Source organism: Pseudomonas sp. NyZ201 (assembly GCF_049860765.1).
GTDB lineage: Bacteria > Pseudomonadota > Gammaproteobacteria > Pseudomonadales > Pseudomonadaceae > Aquipseudomonas > Aquipseudomonas bharatica.
The window spans coordinates 4,629,894-4,648,965 of the sequence record NZ_CP187557.1 but is presented as its reverse complement, the minus strand read 5'-3'; the positions used below and the strand labels follow the sequence as shown (position 1 = coordinate 4,648,965).

The 19,072-nt window shown below is 63.8% G+C and carries 19 protein-coding genes; 10 read left to right on the top strand and 9 right to left on the bottom strand.

Annotated features, from left to right (window positions below):
• Window positions 1-55: 55 nt before the first annotated feature.
• Window positions 56-1,369, top strand: coding sequence for an OprO/OprP family phosphate-selective porin (locus tag ACPFMA_RS20645; protein ID WP_064301932.1), 1,314 nt, complete (start codon window positions 56-58; stop codon window positions 1,367-1,369).
• 288 nt (window positions 1,370-1,657) lie between these two features.
• Window positions 1,658-2,782: a GNAT family N-acetyltransferase gene (locus tag ACPFMA_RS20640; RefSeq protein ID WP_425928564.1), complete on the top strand. Its 1,125-nt coding sequence runs from the start codon at window positions 1,658-1,660 to the stop codon at window positions 2,780-2,782.
• Window positions 2,783-2,791: 9 nt separating this feature from the next.
• Here the strand turns inward: ACPFMA_RS20640 and ACPFMA_RS20635 are convergent, their stop codons facing one another.
• The 4 genes from ACPFMA_RS20635 to ACPFMA_RS20620 all read right to left on the bottom strand — a co-directional run bounded on the left by ACPFMA_RS20635 (window position 2,792) and on the right by ACPFMA_RS20620 (window position 6,993).
• Complete coding sequence (locus ACPFMA_RS20635; protein ID WP_009405171.1) at window positions 2,792-4,627, bottom strand: ABC transporter ATP-binding protein; 1,836 nt, start codon at window positions 4,625-4,627, stop codon at window positions 2,792-2,794.
• Between the two features lie 63 nt (window positions 4,628-4,690).
• Window positions 4,691-5,248 (bottom strand): peptidylprolyl isomerase, encoded by a 558-nt coding sequence (locus ACPFMA_RS20630; protein WP_425928563.1) that lies wholly within the window; start codon window positions 5,246-5,248, stop codon window positions 4,691-4,693.
• Entirely contained in the window at window positions 5,242-6,057 is an 816-nt protein-coding gene (locus tag ACPFMA_RS20625) for an alpha/beta fold hydrolase (protein ID WP_425928562.1), read from the bottom strand. The genes ACPFMA_RS20630 and ACPFMA_RS20625 overlap by 7 nt, the downstream gene beginning before the upstream one ends.
• A gap of 12 nt (window positions 6,058-6,069) precedes the next feature.
• Complete coding sequence (locus tag ACPFMA_RS20620) at window positions 6,070-6,993, bottom strand: LysR family transcriptional regulator (RefSeq protein ID WP_009405168.1); 924 nt, start codon at window positions 6,991-6,993, stop codon at window positions 6,070-6,072.
• A gap of 50 nt (window positions 6,994-7,043) precedes the next feature.
• Between ACPFMA_RS20620 and ACPFMA_RS20615 the strand changes: the two genes are divergently transcribed.
• The 3 genes from ACPFMA_RS20615 to ACPFMA_RS20605 all read left to right on the top strand — a co-directional run bounded on the left by ACPFMA_RS20615 (window position 7,044) and on the right by ACPFMA_RS20605 (window position 9,224).
• Complete coding sequence (locus tag ACPFMA_RS20615; RefSeq protein WP_064301936.1) at window positions 7,044-7,373, top strand: hypothetical protein; 330 nt, start codon at window positions 7,044-7,046, stop codon at window positions 7,371-7,373.
• Between the two features lie 100 nt (window positions 7,374-7,473).
• Window positions 7,474-8,073 (top strand): FMN-dependent NADH-azoreductase, encoded by a 600-nt coding sequence (locus ACPFMA_RS20610; RefSeq protein ID WP_009405166.1) that lies wholly within the window; start codon window positions 7,474-7,476, stop codon window positions 8,071-8,073.
• A gap of 272 nt (window positions 8,074-8,345) precedes the next feature.
• Window positions 8,346-9,224, top strand: coding sequence for a carboxylate/amino acid/amine transporter (locus tag ACPFMA_RS20605; protein WP_064301937.1), 879 nt, complete (start codon window positions 8,346-8,348; stop codon window positions 9,222-9,224).
• Here the strand turns inward: ACPFMA_RS20605 and ACPFMA_RS20600 are convergent.
• The gene (locus ACPFMA_RS20600) at window positions 9,162-10,472 is read right to left on the bottom strand and encodes a mechanosensitive ion channel family protein (RefSeq protein WP_420058353.1); all 1,311 of its coding nucleotides are present in this window, start codon (window positions 10,470-10,472) and stop codon (window positions 9,162-9,164) included. The genes ACPFMA_RS20605 and ACPFMA_RS20600 overlap by 63 nt on opposite strands.
• Before the next feature lie 128 nt (window positions 10,473-10,600).
• Here ACPFMA_RS20600 and ACPFMA_RS20595 point away from each other — a divergent pair, with 128 nt between their 5' ends.
• Entirely contained in the window at window positions 10,601-11,938 is a 1,338-nt protein-coding gene (locus ACPFMA_RS20595; RefSeq protein WP_037061786.1) for a DEAD/DEAH box helicase, read from the top strand.
• A gap of 132 nt (window positions 11,939-12,070) precedes the next feature.
• On the opposite strand, the gene ACPFMA_RS20590 is transcribed toward ACPFMA_RS20595, so the two are convergent.
• Window positions 12,071-12,340 (bottom strand): hypothetical protein, encoded by a 270-nt coding sequence (locus ACPFMA_RS20590; RefSeq protein ID WP_009405155.1) that lies wholly within the window; start codon window positions 12,338-12,340, stop codon window positions 12,071-12,073.
• Window positions 12,341-12,458: 118 nt separating this feature from the next.
• On the opposite strand from ACPFMA_RS20590, the gene ACPFMA_RS20585 reads away from it, so the two are divergent.
• Both ACPFMA_RS20585 and ACPFMA_RS20580 read left to right on the top strand, forming a co-directional pair.
• Window positions 12,459-12,854: a hypothetical protein gene (locus ACPFMA_RS20585; RefSeq protein WP_009405153.1), complete on the top strand. Its 396-nt coding sequence runs from the start codon at window positions 12,459-12,461 to the stop codon at window positions 12,852-12,854.
• 109 nt (window positions 12,855-12,963) lie between these two features.
• On the top strand, window positions 12,964-13,896 hold the full coding sequence (locus tag ACPFMA_RS20580) for a DMT family transporter (protein ID WP_064301939.1): 933 nt from the start codon (window positions 12,964-12,966) through the stop codon (window positions 13,894-13,896).
• Here the strand turns inward: ACPFMA_RS20580 and ACPFMA_RS20575 are convergent.
• Entirely contained in the window at window positions 13,841-15,022 is a 1,182-nt protein-coding gene (locus tag ACPFMA_RS20575) for an MFS transporter (protein WP_425928561.1), read from the bottom strand. The genes ACPFMA_RS20580 and ACPFMA_RS20575 overlap by 56 nt on opposite strands.
• A gap of 109 nt (window positions 15,023-15,131) precedes the next feature.
• On the opposite strand from ACPFMA_RS20575, the gene ptrR reads away from it, so the two are divergent.
• Complete coding sequence (gene ptrR, locus ACPFMA_RS20570; protein ID WP_064301941.1) at window positions 15,132-16,025, top strand: putrescine utilization regulator PtrR; 894 nt, start codon at window positions 15,132-15,134, stop codon at window positions 16,023-16,025.
• Window positions 16,026-16,137: 112 nt separating this feature from the next.
• Window positions 16,138-16,260 carry a PA1414 family protein gene (locus ACPFMA_RS20565; protein WP_256721154.1) on the top strand — a complete coding sequence of 41 codons (123 nt, stop codon included), beginning with the start codon at window positions 16,138-16,140 and terminating at the stop codon, window positions 16,258-16,260.
• Window positions 16,261-16,424: 164 nt separating this feature from the next.
• Here ACPFMA_RS20565 and ACPFMA_RS20560 read toward each other — a convergent pair whose 3' ends face one another.
• Together ACPFMA_RS20560 and speB are read right to left on the bottom strand one after the other, a co-directional pair.
• The gene (locus ACPFMA_RS20560; RefSeq protein WP_064301942.1) at window positions 16,425-17,804 is read right to left on the bottom strand and encodes a sodium:solute symporter; all 1,380 of its coding nucleotides are present in this window, start codon (window positions 17,802-17,804) and stop codon (window positions 16,425-16,427) included.
• A gap of 146 nt (window positions 17,805-17,950) precedes the next feature.
• Window positions 17,951-18,901, bottom strand: a complete 951-nt coding sequence (gene speB, locus ACPFMA_RS20555; RefSeq protein ID WP_009405145.1) for an agmatinase — start codon at window positions 18,899-18,901, stop codon at window positions 17,951-17,953.
• Between the last annotated feature and the right edge of the window lie 171 nt (window positions 18,902-19,072).

Below are 19,072 nucleotides of genomic sequence, written 5' to 3'. Positions count from 1 at the left end.
GCCGCGTGTTTTTTCAACGTAATCAAGACCATAAAACGTTAGGGGAGCTTCATCGATGATCCGTAAGCACTTCGCAGGTTTCGTAGCCAGCGCCTTGGCCATGGCCGTTACCGCCCAGGCTTTCGCGGGTACCGTGACCACCGACGGCGCCGATATCGTAGTCAAGACCAAGGGTGGCCTCGAGGTCGCTACTACTGACAAGCAATACAGCTTCAAGATCGGTGGTCGTATCCAGGCCGACTACAGCCGCTTCGACGGCTTCTACACCAACAACGGCAACACCGCCGATGCTGGCTACTTCCGTCGCGCCTTCCTCGAGATCGGCGGTGTCCTGGCTACCGACTGGGCTTACCAGGTCAACTACGACTTCTCCCACAACGCCGGTGGTGACAACCGTTCCGAAGACGGCTATTTCGACGAAGCCTCGCTGGCCTACAACGGCTTCAAGCCAGTGTCGATCAAGGTCGGTCGCTTCGACCCCGAGTTCGGCCTGGAAAAAGCCACCAGTTCCAAGTGGGTCACCGCTCCGGAGCGCACCGCAGCCTATGACCTGGCCGACTGGGTCAACAGCCACAACGGCGGCCTGGGTATCCAGGCTTCGAGCAACATCGGTGAGTCCGTCTACCTGTCCGGTGGTGTGTTCGCCAAGGACGCCACCAACGCCGACAAGGATGGCGACAGCACCAAGCAGTTCAACTTCCGTGGCGTCTTTGCGCCACTGCACAGCGACGGCAACGTCCTGCACTTCGGTCTGAACCTGGCGCAACGCGACCTGTCCGACACCGCGTTCGACGGCCGTATCCGCAGCCGCCTGGGCATGCGTGGCGTGAGCACCGACGGTGGCCAGGATGCCGGTACCAACGGCAACCGCCTGACCCTGGCTGGCGCCAACAACACGCCGGCCGGCGCCTACGACACCGACCGCGCCTGGGGCCTGGAAGCTGCCTTCGCCACCGGCCCGTTCTCGGTGCAGGGCGAATACCTCAAGCGCAAGGTCGAGGCTGACGCCGCGGCCTACCAGGACATCAAGGCCACCGGTTACACCGCGCAGGTGGCCTACACCCTTACCGGCGAGGCCCGTGGCTACAAGCTCGGCAAGTTCGACGCGATCAAGCCGCAGAACAAGCAGATCGGTGCCTGGGAAGTGTTCTACCGCTACGACCATATCGAAGCCGAGGACGACAACGGCGCCTATGCCCGAGTTGGCGACATCGAAGGCAAGGTACATAACCTGGGTCTGAACTGGTACGCCAACGAGTCGATCAAGCTGAGCGGTACCTACATCAAGGCCAAGGTCGACAATGCCCAGAACGCCAATGGCGACGACGATGGCGACGGTTTCGTACTGCGCGCACAGTACGTGTTCTAAGCAACGACGCTCCTTCATCCGTTAAATGTTCAGCCCCACTTCGGTGGGGCTTTTTTTTGGGCTTGTATTGCTCTCCCGGGCCTCATCGCTGGCAAGCCAGCTCTCATAGAACAAAACATAACTCTTTGATTTGCAGGGACCTTGTGGGAGCGGGTTCATCGGAGCGCCGAACCGCCGCGATTGCTATTTTGAATTCACTACCGCAATCGCGGGTGAACTGCCAGCGATGAGGCCACCAGCTACAACACAAATCTTCTTTTCCTGCACACAACCCGGCAAACTCCTGCAATGCCGACGCTCATCCTGAACCACCTCGCCGAACTCGATGCCGCCACCTGGGACGCCCTGGTCCCGGCGGACCAGCCGTTCCTGCGCCACGCGTTTCTGCGCAGCCTGGAAGACAGCGGCAGCGTCACCCCGCGCACCGGCTGGACCCCGTCCCACCGCCTGTTTGCCGACGACAGCGGCAACGTCCTGGCCGCCATGCCGGCCTACGCCAAGACCCATTCCTTCGGCGAGTACGTGTTCGACCATGGCTGGGCCGATGCCTGCGCCAGAGCCGGGATCGGCTACTACCCGAAACTGCTTTGCGCCGTGCCGTTCTCGCCGGTCGGCGGGCCGCGCCTGCTGGGCGAACCCCAGGCGCTGGCGCTGTTGCTGGACGAGGTCGAGGCATCACTGCTGGAACGGGGGCAGTCCGGCCTGCACGTGAATTTCACCGACTCCGCCGCCGACGCCATCCTGCAAGGACGCGACGGCTGGCTGGAGCGCCTCGGCTGCCAGTTCCACTGGCGCAACCGGGGCTACCGGGATTTCCAGGATTTTCTCGACGCCCTGGCGTCGCGCAAGCGCAAGCAGATGCGCAAGGAACGCGAGCAGGTGGCGGGGCAGGGGTTCGACTTCCGCTGGTATCACGGCGCCGAACTGAGCGAGGCGCAGTGGGACTTCGTCTACGCCTGCTATGCCAACACCTACGCGGTACGCCGCCGCGCCCCCTATCTGACCCGTGACTTCTTCAGCCTGCTGGCCGAGCGCATGCCCGAGGCGATCCGCGTGGTAATGGCCGTGCAGGGCGGGCGCGAGGTGGCGATGGCATTCAGCCTGGTCGCTGGTGACAGCTTCTACGGGCGCTATTGGGGCTGCCTGGCCGAGTTCGACCGCCTGCATTTCGAAACCTGCTTCTACCAGGGCATGGACTACGCCATCGCCGAAGGTCTGCAGCGCTTCGATGCCGGTGCCCAGGGCGAGCACAAGCTGATCCGCGGTTTCGAACCGGTGATCACCCGCTCCTGGCACTACCTGCTGCACCCGGGCCTGCGCACGGCGGTGGAGGATTTCCTGGGTCAGGAGCGTGTCGGTGTACTGGCTTATGCAGAGGAGGCGCGTTCGGCCTTGCCGTATCGGCAGGGCTGAACGATCCGTTCAATCGACGCCGACGAAACCGCCGGTCTGGTGGTGCCACAGGCGAGCATAGAGTCCGCGCTGGGCCAGCAGTTCGGCGTGGCTACCCATCTCGGCGATCCGGCCTTTTTCCAGGACGACCAGGCGATCCATCCGGGCGATGGTCGAAAGGCGGTGGGCGATGGCAATCACGGTCTTGCCCTGCATCAGGGTTTCCAGGCTTTCCTGGATCGCCGCCTCGACCTCGGAGTCCAGTGCCGAGGTGGCTTCGTCCATGATCAGGATCGGCGCATTCTTCAGCAGCACCCGGGCGATCGCGATGCGCTGGCGCTGGCCGCCGGACAGCTTGACCCCGCGCTCGCCGACATGGGCGTCGAAGCCGGTGCGGCCCTGGGCGTCGCTGAGCAGCGGGATGAACTCGTCGGCCCGTGCACCACGCACCGCGTTCCATAACTCCTCGTCGCTGGCGTCGGGCTTGCCGTAGCGCAGGTTGTCGCGGATCGACCGGTGCAGCAGCGAGGTGTCCTGGGTAATCATGCCGATCTGCCCGCGCAGGCTCTGCTGGGTCACCCCGGCGATGTCCTGGCCGTCGATGAGGATTCGTCCGCCCTCCAGGTCATAGAGGCGCAGCAGCAGGTTGACCAGGGTCGATTTACCCGCGCCGGACGGGCCGATCAGGCCGATCTTCTCGCCCGGACGGATATCCAGGTCGAGGTTGCTGATGATCCGGCTGCCGCTCTTGCCGTAGTGGAAGTCGACATTCTCGAAACGTACCGCGCCACGCTCGACCTTCAGCGCCGGGGCGTTCGGCCTGTCGCTGACGCTGACCGGCTGGGCGATGCTTTCCAGGCCGTCCTGCACGGTGCCGATATTCTCGAAGATGCCGTTGACCACCCACATGATCCAGCCGCTCATGTTGACGATACGGATCACCAGGCCGGTGGCCAGGGCGATGGCGCCGGTACTGATCAGCGACTGGGTCCACAGCCATAGGGCAAGGCCGGTGGTGGTGACGATCAGCAGGCCATTCAGGCTGGTGATGACCACGTCCATGCTGGTGATGACCCGGCTGGCGAGCTGGGTCTTCTCGGTCTGCTCGCGGATCGCCTCGCGCGCGTACTGCTGCTCGAAATCGGTGTGGGCGAACAGCTTGAGGGTGGCGATATTGGTGTAGCCATCGACGATGCGTCCCATCAGCTTGGAGCGGGCCTCGGACGACACCACCGAGCGCTCCTTCACCCGCGGCACGAAGTAGCGCAGCGCCAGGATGTAGCAGGCGATCCACGTCAGCAGGGGGATCATCAGGCGCCAGTCGGCTTCGGCGAACAGTACCAGGGAGCTGATGGCGTAGATGCTCACGTGCCACAGCGCGTCCATGGCCTGCACCAGCGAATCGCGCAGCGAATTGCCGGTCTGCATGATGCGCTGGGCAATGCGCCCGGCGAAGTCGCTCTGGAAGAAGTTCAGGCTTTGCTTGAGCACATAGGCGTGGTTCTGCCAGCGGATCATGCTGGTCATGCCCGGGCTGATGGCCTGGTGCACCATCAGGTCATGCAGGCCGACGAAGAGCGGCCTGAGGATCAGCGCCACCACCAGCATCCAGATGAGTTCGCCGGCGTGCTCGCTGAACAGGTTGACGTTGGGAGTGCCCTGGGCCAGGTCGATGATCCGGCTCAGGTAGCTGAACAGTGCCACCTCGATCAGCGCGACGATCAGGCCCAGCACCATCAGGGCGACGAAGGCCGGCCAGACCTGGCGCAGGTAGTAGAGATAGAAGGGCAGGACCCGTGAAGGAGGCGCCGCGGTGGGCGCCTCGCGAAAGATGTCGATCAACTGCTCGAAACGACGGAACAGCATGCAGCACTCCTGTAGTCGGGGCGGGCGCCTTGCCCGCGGGGTCACGTCCCTGTGACACCACGGTCAGTCGATGCGCTTGGCCGACTTGATATAGACCGGATCGGCGGGCACGTCGCGCATGCCTTTCTTCACGGTGGTTGGTGAGTTGACGATCTGGTCGACCACTTCCATGCCCTTGGTCACCTTGCCGAATACCGCGTAGCCGGCGTCGCGGCCCGGGTTGAGGAAATCATTGTCGGCCACGTTGATGAAGAACTGGCTGGTGGCCGAGTTCGGGTTAGAGGTACGGGCCATGGACAAGGTGCCGCGGGTGTTCATGAGGCCGTTGCCGGCCTCGTTGCGGATCGGGTCCTTGGTGTCCTTCTGCACCATCTGGTCGGTGAAGCCGCCGCCCTGGACCATGAAGCCCGGGATCACGCGGTGGAAGATGGTGTTGTTGTAGAAGCCGCTGTCCACGTACTGCAGGAAGTTCTTGGTGCTGACCGGCGCTTTTTCGGCGTTAAGTTCAATAGTGATCTCGCCGAAACTGGTGTTCAGCTGAACGTGCGGGGTCTTGTCCGATGCCATGACGCCGGTAGCGAAGGCGACCGAGCAGGCGGCCATGAGGATTTTCTTCAGCATGTACTCAATGATCCTTGAGAGGTGGTTGGAGCCGCAGCGAGGAACTGCAGCAGGGTCTGGTTGAAGACATGAGGCTGGTCCAGCGGCGTAGCGTGCCGGGAATCGGCGATCACCGCCAGTCGTGCGCCGGGAATCAGTGCGGTGTATCGCTCCTTGAGCGCCACCGGGGTGTAGTCGTGGTCGGCGCTGATGATCAGGGTCGGGCAGGTAATCCGCCCGATGCGCTCCTCCACGCCCCAGTTGACGATGGCGTCGAAGCTGGCCAGGTAGGCGCGCTTGTCGTTGCGGGCCCAGCGTTCGGCCATCGTCTGCCGTAGGCCGGCCTGCTCCGGCTTGGGGAACAGCCGGGCCGCCAGGCCCTTGCCGATGGTCCGCAAGGGCAGGACCCGGGCCAGGGTCCAGCGCTTGGTCCACTGCCAGTAATCGTCACGGGTCCGGACCTTTACCGCCGGGGCGCTGTTGACGATGGTCAGGCTGCGCAGCCGTTCAGGATGATCGACGGCGAACTGGAAGCCGACCATGCCGCCCATGGACAGGCCGACGAAGTGCACCGGGCCTGTGTCGAGATGGTCCAGCAGGGCGCTCAGGTCGGCACTGAAGCCGGCGATGCTGTAGCGCTCGCGGGGCTTGTCGGAGCGGCCATGGCCGCGCAGGTCGAGAAGGATCAGGCGGTAACGGGCGGCCAGTTCGGGAATCTGCAGCTCCCAGTCCTGGCAACTGGAGCCCAGGCCGTGCAGCAGTACCAGGGGTTGGCCCTGGCCATATTCTTCGTAGTGCAGGGAGCAACCTTCATGTTCGAAGCGGGCCATGGGCGGTACCTGTCAGGCTTGGGCCGGGGCGGCGAAGGGAACGTCCAGCGGCGCGGTATCGAAGTTGCGCAGCAACTCGATGAGGATCTGCGTGGCCGGGCCCAGGGGTTTGTCCTTGTTCGAGTAAAGGTAGAACAGCGGGTGGCGACTGCCACCCTGGTCCAGCGGCAGCGGCTTGAGCACGCCTTCGCGCAGCTCGCGTTCGATCAGATGGCGCGGCAGCCAGGCGAAGCCCAGGCCACTGCTGACGAAGGTCGCGGCCGTGGCCAGGCTGCCCACGGTCCAGCGCTGTTCGGCGCCGAGCCAGCCGACATCGCGCGGCTGGGAGCGACCGGAGTCGCGGATCACCACCTGCAACTGGCTTTCCAGGTCCTGGAAGTTGAGCACCCGGCCGAGGCGATGCAGCGGATGCTCCGGGTGGGCCACGGCGACGAACTCCACCGCACTCAATTCGGCGCCCAGGTAGCCGGCGATGCTGAAGCTGCTGATGGCCAGGTCGGCGATACCCTCGTGCAGCACCTCCTCGACCCCGGACAGCACTTCCTCGCGCAGGCGCACCCGGCAGCCGCGGCTTTGCGGCATGAAGGCGCTCAGGGCGCGGACCAGGCGCGCGTTGGGGTAGGCGGCGTCCACCACCAGGCGCACCTCGGCTTCCCAACCCTGTTCCATATGGTGGGCGAGGTCTTCCAGCTGGCTGGCCTGCTTGACCAGTTGCCGCGAGCGACGCAGCAGGACGTTGCCGGCATCGGTCAGCACCGCCTTGCGCCCGTCGATGCGCAGCAGCGGTACGCCCAGTTGATCCTGCATCCGCGCCACGGTGTAGCTCACCGAGGATTGCGAACGGTGCAGGGCTTCGGCGGCCTGGGCGAAGCCGCCATGATCGACCACTGCCTGCAGGGTTCGCCACTGATCCAGGGTAACGCGCGGCGCTTTCATCTTCGGCTCCTGTTGTCCTAAGCTGGCGCTCTTCTCAAGGAGAGCGCCGAATGAAGAAATATTCTGTTGCGTTGCTGGCCCTGCTGCCGCTGACCGTGCTGGCCGCTTACCCCATCGAGGTGAAGAAGGAGCTGGCCGAGGGCATCAAGCTCGATACCACCGCCTACGACACCGCCAACGACATGACCACCATCACCCTCAACAACTATGGCGACAACGCCGCCTCGTGCCGGGTGATGTTCAAAAACGGCCCGGAAACCCCGCGTAACCGCAGGGTCGATGTGCCGGCGAAGAAGAGCGTGGATGTCACGGCCAACTTCAACAAGCAGATCATCAAGATGCGCATCCTGGTGGACTGCAAAGTGCAAGAAACAAATTAACTGATAGATTTAACCGATTTTTTACGCTTTTTTATCGATAGGTCAATCATTAATCTTGCCTCCATCGACTTAGCGACCTTGCCGATGGAGGCAAAATTCAATGTCCCGCGTACTGATCATCGAAAGCAGCGCCCGCCAGCAGGATTCGATCTCCCGTCAACTGACCCGTGATTTCGTTGCCCAGTGGCAGGCCGCCAACCCCGCCGACAGCATCACCCTGCGCGACCTGGCGCAAAATCCGGTGCCACACCTGGACGCCAACCTGCTCGGTGGCTGGATGAAGCCGCAGGAACAGCGCAGCGCCGAGGAACTCCAGGCCCTGGCCCGTTCCAACGAACTCACCGATGAGGTGCTGGCCGCCGATGTGCTGGTGCTGGCCGCCCCGATGTACAACTTCGCCATCCCGAGCACCCTGAAGGCCTGGCTGGACCACGTGCTGCGTGCCGGCGTGACCTTCAAGTACACCGAAACCGGCCCGCAAGGCCTGCTGACCGGCAAGCGCGCCTATGTGCTGACCGCTCGCGGCGGCATCCATGCCGGTGCGTCCAGCGATCACCAGGAACCCTACCTGCGCCAGGTGCTGGCCTTCATCGGCATCCACGACGTGACCTTCATCCATGCCGAAGGCCTGAACATGGGCGGCGACTTCCACGAGAAGGGCCTGAACCAGGCCAAGGCCAAGCTGGCCGCGGTCGCCTGAGGCCAAAGAACATTCCCTGACTGACACCCCTTTTTTGCTCCTTTGGGTGTACTGCCCGGTCGAAGCCTAGCGCTCGGCCGGGCTTTTTTATGGGCGACGCGTACCCTGTGGGAGCGGGTTCACCCGCGATTACGATAGTGGATTCACCACCGCAATCGCGGGTGAACCCGCTCCCACAGGGTACGCGTCATGGCAACCAAAGCGTTGCATCTCAATTGCATCCCGACCGCCCAACCCGCTAAGGTCGCCGCCTTGATCCCCGAGAGGCAACCATGGGCTACCTACTGATCGTCGCGCTGATCCAGGCGTATTCCTTCAACCTGATCGGTGAATACCTCGCCGGCCATGTCGACAGCTATTTCGCCGTGCTGGCCAGGGTCGTCCTGGCCCTGCTGATCTTCCTCCCGCTGACCCGCTGGCGCCAGGTCGAGCCGCGCTTCATGCGCGCCATGCTGGTGATCGGTGCCTTGCAGTTCGGCATCACCTACGTCTGCCTCTACCTCAGCTTCCGCGTGCTCACCGTGCCGGAAGTCCTGCTCTTCACCATTCTCACCCCGCTGCACGTGACCCTGATCGAAGACGCGCTCAACCGCCGCTTCAACCCTTGGGCCCTGCTCGCCGCGCTGGTGGCGGTGGCGGGTGCGGCGGTGATCCGCTTCGACAGCATCAACCCGGACTTCTTCATCGGCTTCCTGCTCCTGCAGCTGGCCAACTTCACCTATGCCGCCGGCCAGGTCCTGTACAAGCACCTGGTCGCCCGCCATCCCAGCGACCTCCCGCATTACCGGCGCTTCGGCTATTTCTACCTGGGGGCGTTGATCGTCGTGCTGCCGGCCTTCCTCGCCTTCGGCAACGCCCAGCACCTGCCCACCACCGATGTGCAATGGGGCGTGTTGCTGTTCCTCGGGCTGTGTCCGACGGCGCTGGGCCTGTACTGGTGGAACAAGGGCGCCTGCCTGGTCTCGGGCGGCACCCTGGCGGTGATGAACAACCTGCATGTCCCGGTGGGCCTGCTGCTCAATTTGCTGATCTGGAATCAGGACGAGCCGCTGGGACGGTTGTTCATCGGCGGGAGCATCATTCTTGCCTCACTGTGGCTCAGTCGCCTCGGTACGCAACGCCCGGCGCTCGCCGGCGAGGCCGGTCGATAGGGCATCCAGCCCGGCGCGCAGGTCGCTGCCGCTGGGCTGCTGGTACAAGGCCAGGCCAAACTCCGGCAACACCGCCAGCAGATAATCGAAGATATCCCCCTGAATCCGCTCGTACTCGGCCCACACCGTGGTGCGGGTAAAGCAGTAGATTTCCAGCGGCACGCCCTCGGCGGTGGTCTGCATCTGCCGGACCATGCAGGTCATGCCCTGCTGCACATCAGGGTGGTTCTTCAGGTAGGCAAGGGCGAAGGCGCGGAAGGTGCCGATGTTGGTGAGCTGGCGGCGGTTGGCTGCCAGTTCCGCGACCTGGCCCTGGGATTCGTTCCAGCGGTGCAGCTCGTTGCGCTTTTGCGCCAGGTAGTCCTTGAGCAGGCGCACGTCGCCCAGGCGATGCTGTTCCTCGGCAGTCAGGAAGCGCACCCCGCCGGCATCGATGAACAGGCTGCGCTTGATCCGCCGTCCGCCGGATTGCTGCATGCCGCGCCAGTTGCGGAACGACTCGCTCATCAGGCGCCAGGTGGGGATGGAGACGATGGTCTTGTCGAAGTTCTGCACCTTCACCGTATGCAGGGTTATATCCACCACATCGCCGTCGGCGCCGACCTGGGGCATCTCGATCCAGTCGCCGACCCGCAGCATGTCGTTGCTGGTCAGTTGCACGCTGGCGACGAAGGACAGCAGGGTGTCCTTGTACACCAGCAGGATCACCGCCGACATCGCACCGAGACCGGACAGCAGCAACAGTGGCGAGCGGTCGATCAGGGTGGCGACGATGACGATCGCGCCGAACACGTACAAGACCATCTTCGCCAGTTGCACATAGCCCTTGATCGAGCGGGTGCGCGCGTGTTCGGTGCGGGCATAGATGTCCAGCAGCGCGTCGAGCAGGGCGGCGACGGCGAACAGCAGGAACAGGATGGTGAAGGCCAGCGCGACGTTGCCGAGGAAGTGCTGGCTGGTGGCGCTCAGCCCGGGCACCAGCTTGAGGCCGAACTGCACTACCAGCGAAGGGGTTATCTGCGCCAGGCGGTGGAACACCTTGTTGTGCAGCAGGTCCTTGAGCCAGTGCAGCGCCGGTTGTCGGCTGAGCAGCTTGACCGCATGGAGGATGACGAAGCGTGCCACACGGCCCAGCAGCAGGGCGACGATGAGCAGCGTCGTCAGGCCGAGACCGGCGTGCAGCAAGGGGTGCTGGTCGAGGGTGCCCCAGAGGTCGAGGGCGTCTTGCCAGAATTGTTGGATAGCCATGGAGGACGGAAAATCTCGCGAACGGGAAAAACAGGCCGTCCATTAGAGCCGCGCAGGCACCCTCGGGGCAAAAAGAAATTCGGCTCCGGCGGTGGAAAACGTTACCCTATGTGGCTGAATTTCTGCACATGCCCGAGGTTACATCCGTGTTCTCCGATTTCGCCCTGCACGAACGCCTGCTCAAAGCCGTCGCCGCACTCAACTTTGTCGAGCCGACGCCGGTGCAGGCCGCGGCCATTCCCCTGGCCTTGCAAGGACGTGACCTGCGGGTGACGGCGAAAACCGGGAGCGGCAAGACCGCGGCCTTCGTCCTGCCGGTGCTCAACCGCCTGGTCGACCTTAACCAGAAGCGTGTGGAAATCCGCGCCCTGATCCTGCTGCCGACCCGTGAGCTGGCGCAGCAGACCCTCAAGGAAATCGAGCGTTTCGCCCAGTTCACCTTCATCAAGTCGGGGATCATCACCGGCGGCGAGGACTTCAAGGAACAGGCGGCGATGCTGCGCAAGGTCCCGGATATCCTGGTCGGCACTCCGGGGCGCATGCTGGAGCACCTGAACGCCGGCAACCTGGACCTGGAGCATGTGCAGGTGGTGGTTCTCGACGAAGCCGACCGCATGCTCGACATGGGCTTCGCCGAGGACGTCGAACGTCTCTGCGGCCTGTGCCCGAACCGTGCCCAGACCCTGCTGTTCTCCGCCACCACGGGCGGCGCCGGCCTGCGCGACATGATCGGCAAGGTGCTCAAGGACCCCGAGCACCTGATGCTCAACGCCGTCAGCCAGCTCAACGAAACCACCCGCCAGCAGATCATCACGGCCGACCACAACCAGCACAAGGAGCAGATCGCCCAGTGGCTGCTGGCCAACGAAACCTATGAAAAGGCGATCATCTTCACCAACACCCGGGTCATGGCCGACCGCATCTACGGCCACCTGGTGGCCAAGGACGTGAAGGCCTTCGTCCTGCACGGCGACAAGGACCAGAAAGACCGCAAGCTGGCCATCGAACGCTTCAAGACCGGCAATGCGAAAGTGCTGGTGGCCACCGACGTGGCGGCCCGTGGCCTGGATGTCGACGGCCTGGACCTGGTGATCAACTTCGACATGCCGCGCAGTGGCGACGAGTACGTGCACCGTATCGGCCGTACCGGCCGCGCTGGTGCCGATGGCCTGGCGGTTTCGCTGATCTGCCATGGCGACTGGAACCTGATGTCGAGCATCGAGCGCTACCTGAAGCAGAGCTTCGAGCGCCGGGTGATCAAGGAAGTCAAGGGCACCTACAGCGGGCCGAAGAAGGTCAAGGCCTCGGGCAAGGCGGCAGGGGCGAAAAAGAAAAAGACCGACAAGAAGGGTGACAAGAAGGCCGTGGCCAAGCGCAAGCCTACCGCCAAGCCGCGTCCGAATGCGCCGCTAGCCAGTTCCGATGGCTTGGCGCCGCTGAAGAAGCGCGCTCCGGCAGCCGAGTAATCCATCGTACGCGTGATTTTCTGACTTACTCGGCCCCCTGTGGGAGCGGGTTCACCCGCGATTGCGGTACTCGATTCACCGACGCAATCGCGGGTGAACCCGCTCCCACAGGGGCCGTGTTCACCCAGACGATCAGGTTTTCTTCTCCGCCTCGCGCAACTCCTGCAACCGCTTGTCGATCAACTGGCACTTGTCCGGCAGATCCTTCGACTCGGTTCCCAGCTTCATCCCCCGCAATTCCTCGTTGATCTCCTTGGCCTTCTGCGGATTCTGCTCGGTCAGCCGGGTCACTTCCTTGGCCAGCTCCTCACGTTTCTCCGTTGCCTCCTCCAGCGTGCAGGCCCAGCCTGGCAGGGCGAACAGCAGGCTGGCGGTGGCGGTGAGTGTCATCAGGGTTTTCATGGTCGAGCCTCCTTGTCCAGGTTCCCGGTTGAGGCCGGCGCCGTCTGGAAAGTTCAGTCGAACCGCGGCGAACCGGGTCGGTCACAACCTTGACTGTCACCACGCGAGGCCTTTTGCCATGAGCACTGTGTATGACTGGGACCTGATCGAACGCCTGCTCCACGAAGTGCAGAACAGCGCCGACCAGCATTTCACTCCGCGCCCTTACGCCGAACAGCACGCCGCGCAACTGGCGGCGGCAGGCGAGCCGGTGCCGGACGTCGATCACCTGAAAACCCGCGCCTGCGACTACGAACGCCTGCTGCTGGAACGTGGCTATATCGCCGATCGCCCGGAAAGCGAGGGCGGCAACGGAGAGAACTACGTGCTGACCGAGCGCGGCTCGCGCCTGTTGAGCCTGATCGACAGCAGCATCCCCGGTAACGACCATCCGCGCCAGGTGCTCAACGAACAGGCCGACGCCCTGGATGAGGCCACGTTCGAAGAGGTCGCGTCGAAAGCGCAGATCGCCTGAAAATGGTGCAGACATATCTGGTAATGGCTGGCGAGCCTCACTGATAATTGGCGCCAATTCTTCGCTGCCAAGAGGTGGTCATGCCGTTGCCAGAGTCCGGGGGTGAGCGATGAGCGATGCCCGCCGCAACCCCGATGCCTTCGCCTTCCAGGTCATGCTGGGCTTGTGCCTGATCTGGGGTATCCAGCAGGTCGTAGTGAAAATGGCTGCCGCCGACATCGCACCGGTGATGCAGGCGGCAACCCGTTCCGGTATTTCTGCGCTGCTGGTCGGGCTACTGATGTGCTGGCGCGGCGGCTGGGAGCAGCTCGGTACGACCTGGAAGGCCGGATTGCTGGCCGGCGCGTTGTTCGGCCTGGAGTTCCTGTTCATCGCCGAAGGCTTGCTGCTGACCTCGGCGGCGCATATGTCGGTATTCCTCTATACCGCCCCGGTATTCACCGCCCTCGGCCTGCATTTCAGCCTGCCCAGCGAACGCCTGCGGCCCTTGCAGTGGCTGGGCATCCTGCTGTCGTTCTGCGGGATCGCCGTGGCGTTCGCCGGTGGCCTGTCGTTGCAGGACCTCAATGGTCCGATGCTGCTGGGCGATGCCTTTGGCGTGCTGGCCGGCGCAGCCTGGGGCGCTACCACCGTGGTGGTGCGTTGCTCGCGGCTGTCGGAAGCGCCGGCGACCCTGACCCTGTTCTACCAGTTGGCAGTGGGCTTCGTCGGCCTGCTGTTGATTGCGGCGTTCAGCGGCAAGATCACCCACGTGGCCCTGACCCCCATCGCCATCGGCAGCGTCCTGTTCCAGGCCCTGGTGGTGTCATTCTTCAGCTACCTGACCTGGTTCTGGCTGTTGCGCAAATACCTGGCCTCGAACCTGGCGGTGTTTTCCTTCGTCACGCCTATCTTCGGCGTGACGTTCGGTGTGCTGCTGCTCGACGAACCCTTGAGCGCCAACTTCGTCCTCGGCGCCATCTGCGTGCTGCTGGGCATTGTCCTGGTCAGCGCCGAGCAGTGGGTGCGCAGGCGGTTGCGCACGCTGCTGGGACAACGGTAGGCCGCAAGGTCAGCAGGCCGGCCAGGAGCAAGCCGCTGCCGGCCGCCAGCAGTGCCGGTTGCAGGCTGCCGGCAAGCTGGTTGCTCAGCGCCGCCAGCAACGGGCCGCCCAACTGGCCGAGGGCGAAGCAGGCGGTCAGCAAGCCGGCATTGCGCTGGGTGGCGTGCGGTGCCAGTTCCCGCGAACGTTGCATCACCAATTGCATGCAGGCCAGGAATGGCGTGCCGCAGAGGATCACACCCAGGGCCAGGCCCAGGCCATCACCCATCAGGCAGGCGAATACGCCGGCGGCCTGCAGCCACAGGGTCAGCATCAGCCAGCGCGGCGTGCCGTTCGCTGTCGGGCGACGCAGGCTCAGCAGCATCACGCCAACCGCTGCTGCGAGACCGAAGCCGGGCCAGAACAGGTCGGCCATCCACTGCCCATGAAACCGCGCGTTGGCCATCTGCGACATGAAGGTGGCCGGGATGATGTAGCCGATGCCGTACAGTCCGTAGATCAGGCCCAGGCGGGCGATGCCCCGGGTGGGATGGACGGTCAGGCCGCTGGCAGGTTGCAACGGGGTGTCCTCGGGTTGCGGCAGCATCGGCCGCACCGCCAGCAGCATGACCAGTGCAGCGCCGGCGTAGATCAGCCACAGCGGTGCCGAGCCCAGGCCAAACAGGTTGGACACCAGCGCCAGCAGGCCGGTGAGCATGATCCCCAGGCCTGGCCCGGCGAATACCAGCGCGCCGAGTCGCGGCAGATTGCTGCGTGCCGCAAGGGGCTGGCTGAGGCTGGTGATCATCACCAGCACCCAGGCACTGGCCACGCCGGTGCCAAAGCGCAGCAGGGCATGGACGATGAAACCATCGGCCTCGAACGACAGCAGGGTCAGCAGCACGCACAACCACAGGCCAAGGTTAAGGCGCAGGCGTACCTGGTCTGGACGCCGGGCGAACATCGCGTCCAGCGCACCCAGCAGATAACCGAGGTAATTGGCGGCGGCCACCAGCCCGGCGGTGGTCAGGCTCAACTGGCCTTCGCTCACCAGGTGCGGCAGTTGCGGAGTAAGTGCGAAACGGCCAATGCCCATGGCCATCATCAAGGCCACGAAGCTGGCGATCAAACGCAGGGTTGGCGACATGTCCGGTGCTCCTGTCAGAGGAATCGTTCGATGCCGTCAGACTACTGGTGGTTGTCATTCTGAAAAATTGAATAATACTGAGCTACTTGTTCAATTTTGGAGAATCGGTGTGGAGCTGAGCCAGTTGCGCATTTTCCAGGCTGTCGCTGAGACCGGCTCGGTGACCCGCGCCGCCGAACAGTTGCACCGGGTGCCGTCGAACCTCTCGACGCGCCTGCGTCAGCTTGAGGAGCAACTTGGCGTCGAGCTGTTCCACCGGGAGCGCCAGCGCCTGCAACTGTCTCCCGCCGGCAAGGTGCTGCTGGATTACGCCGGACGCATGCTGACCCTGCATGACGAGGCCTTCGCTGCGGTGCAGGGTGGCCAGCCGGCGGGGGAGTTCGTGCTGGGCTGCATGTACAGCACGGCGGCGATCCATCTGCCGGACTTGCTCGCGCGTTATCACAAGGCCTATCCGGCAGTGAACCTGCAGGTGCAGACCGCGCCCAGCGGCGAGCTGCTGGAAGGCCTGCTGGCCGGCCGCCTCGACGCCGCGCTGCTGGACGGGCCGCTGTCGCTGTCGGGCCTGGATGGCGTGCCGCTGTGCGAGGAAACGTTGGTATTGCTCACCGAACCCGATCATCCGCCGGTGCGCAGCGCCCGCGACGTGGCCGGGCGGGCAGTGTTCACCTTCCGCAAGGGTTGCTCCTATCGCATGCGCCTGGAGGCCTGGTATGCCCACGATCATGCGGCCATGGGCCGGGCCATGGAAATCGAGTCCTACCCGAGCATGCTGGCGTGCGTGGTTGCCGGATCCGGAGTGGCCTTGATGTCGCAATCCATGCTCGACAGCCTGCCGGGCCGGGAGAATGTTGCGGTGCATCGCTTGCAGACGCCGTTCGACCAGGCGACTACCTGGCTGGTCTGGCGTCGCGGCATGCGCGGAGCGAACCTGGATGCCTGGGTGAACCTTCAGGAAGAGAGCCGCCAGGGACCGCCTGTCGGCCAGGCGCTCAGCGCTTGATCCGGATCAGGAAACTGTTGATTTCTTCGAGCGGCTTGTAGGATTTGGGCCTATGATGTGTTTGAAACATCGTAGCCATTGGATTGCCACGATGACCCTCAAGGGGGATTCCATGAAAAACCTGATGATGAACTGGCTCCACGACCTTGCTGTGGCCCTGGGCCTGATCCCGCCGATGCAGCCGGTACCGATTCCTGCCGATGAAGAAAAGCGCAGGCGGCAGCCGCGGCGCTGAGATCTCTGAAGAGCGACACGGGCCCTGTGGGAGCGGGTTTACCCGCGATTGCGGTATTGAGGCCACTATCGCAATCGCGGGTGAGCCCGCTCCCACAGGTCTGCGCCAAGCAAAGAAAAAGGGCCTGCTTGAAGCAGGCCCTTTTCATTTCAAGCTGTTTCAGCTCAAGCCAGTTTGGCCGCATTCACCGCCGGCCGCGACATCAGGCTCACCACCACGAAGCTCACCAGCCCGATCGCCAGGCTGTAGTAGATCGGCGTGTTCGCATCCATGCCGTCCTTGATCATGAACGCCAGGGCGGTAACGAAGCCCAGGCTCATGCTGACGATGGCGCCGCGAGTGGTCGCGCGCTTCCAGTAGATGGCTCCGATCAGCGGCACCAGCATGCCACCCACCAGCAGGTTGTAGGCCAGGGTCAGGGCGCTGATCACGTCTTCCACCACCAGGGCGATACCCAATACGGCGATACCGGTCAGCAGGGTGAACAGGCGGTTCACCGCCAGGCTCGATTGCTTGCCGCCACGCAGCTTCGGCAGCAGGTCTTCGGTCAGTACGGTGGAGGCGGCCAGCAAGCCGGCACTGGCGGTGGACATCATCGCCGCCAGGGCCGCAGCGATCACCAGGCCACGGATACCATCCGGCAGCGCGGTTTTGACGATAGCGGCAAAGGCGTTGTTGGCGTTGCCCAGGTCCGGCAACAGCACATGGGCTGCCATGCCGATCACCGCGCAGACCAGGCCGTATATCACGCAGTACACGCCTGCGGTGGTGCCGGCGTACTTGGCGACGTTCTCGTCACGGGCGGTGAACACCCGCTGCCAGATGTCCTGGCCGATCAGGATGCCGAAGAAGTAGATCAGGAAGTAGGTGATGATGGTGTCCCAGCCGATGGTGGTCAGGCTGAAGCTGGCTTCCGGCAGCTTGGCTACCAGTTGGTCCCAACCGCCGACGCGATACAGGCAGATCGGCAGCAGGACGAACATCAGGCCGACGGTCTTGATCACGAACTGGACGATATCGGTCAGGGTCAGCGACCACATGCCACCGATGGTCGAGTACACCACCACGACGCCGCCGCCGAGCAGGATCGCTGCCCAGAACGGCAGTTCGAACAGCACTTGCAGTACGGTGCCGATGGCCAGAGTAGAGGTCACGCCGATCATCAGCGCATAGGCGAGCATGATCACCGCACTGGCCTGGCGCGCCATCGGGTTGTAGCGGCGCTCCAGGACCTGGGTCACGGTAAAGATGCGCAGGCGCAGCAGGGGTTTGGCGAGGAACAGGTTGAGGGCGATGATGCCCAGGCCCAGCGCGGCGCACAGCCAGAAGCCGGAAATGCCATGGACGTAGCCGAGTTTCACGGTGCCGACGGTGGAAGCGCCGCCCAGCACGGTGGCGGCCATGGTGCCCATGTACAGGCTGGGGCCGAGGTTGCGTCCGGCCACCAGGTATTCCTCGTGGGTCTTGGCGCGGCGCATGCCGTACCAGCCCAGCAACAGCATGCCGGCGGCGTATATCAGTACAACGAATATGTCCAGGGCCATGGGGTGTCTCCAGTTATCTTTTTTATGTGAGATCGATCCCGCCTGCGACAAGGCGCGGCGGGTCTTTTCTTCGTAGTCACTTCTTCGTAGCAGCGGGGCCCCTGCTCAAGGGGCCGCCGTCATGGCTCCTGCCGGGTGAAGCTCCGTTAGCGACGGGCTACGCCGGGCAGCACGCAGAGCATTTCGTAGAGCAGGTTGGCACCCAGCAACGAGGTGTTGCCGGTGGTGTCGTAGGGTGGGGAAACCTCCACCAGATCGCAGCCGATCAGGTCCAGGCCCTGGCAGCCACGGATGATTTCCATGGCCTGGATGGTGGTCAGGCCGCCGATTTCCGGGGTGCCGGTGCCCGGCGCCCAGGCCGGGTCGATACCGTCGATATCGAAGGACAGGTACACCGGACCGCCGCCGACCTTTTCGCGGACTTCCGCCATCAGCGGCTCCAGCGACTTGTGCCAGCACTCTTCGGCCTGGACCACGCGGAAGCCCTGCTTGCGGCTCCAGTTGAAATCCTCGGCGGTGTAGCCCTGGGCGCGCAGGCCGATCTGCACCACGCGCTGGCAATCGAGCAGGCCTTCTTCCACGGCGCGGCGGAAGGTGGTGCCGTGGGCGATCTTCTCGCCGAACATGTGGTCGTTGACGTCGGCGTGGGCATCGATATGCACCAGGCCGATCTTGCCGTGCTTCTTGTGCAGGGCGCGCAGGATCGGCAGGGTGATGGTGTGGTCGCCGCCCAGGGTCAGGGGGATCACGTTGTGCTCGACGATCTGGTCGTAGGCTTCTTCGATGATGCGCACGGCGTCGAGCAGGTTGAAGGTGTTGATTGCCACGTCACCGATGTCGGCGACCGACAGCGAGTCGAAGGGCGCCGCACCGGTGGCCATGTTGTACGGGCGGATCATCACCGATTCGGCGCGGATCTGCCGCGGGCCGAAGCGGGTGCCGGAGCGCAGGGAGGTGCCGATGTCCAGCGGCACGCCGATGAAGGCAGCGTCCAGGCCGGCAGGGCTTTGCAGGTGCGGAAGGCGGAGCATGGTAGCGATGCCGCCGAAGCGCGGCATTTCGTTGCCGCCCAGTGGTTGGTGAAGAATCTTGTCCACGGTTCGGGCCTCATCGATTCGATTGTTCTAGTTGTTGATATCTGTTCTCGACACCGGCCAGCCAGCCGGAATAGTCCTGGAACAGTTGCTGTGCGGCGCAGTCTGCAAAAGGTAGTGCGGCAGAAGAATCGCTACCGGCAAATACTTAGTTCAGGTTTTTCTGAACTATCG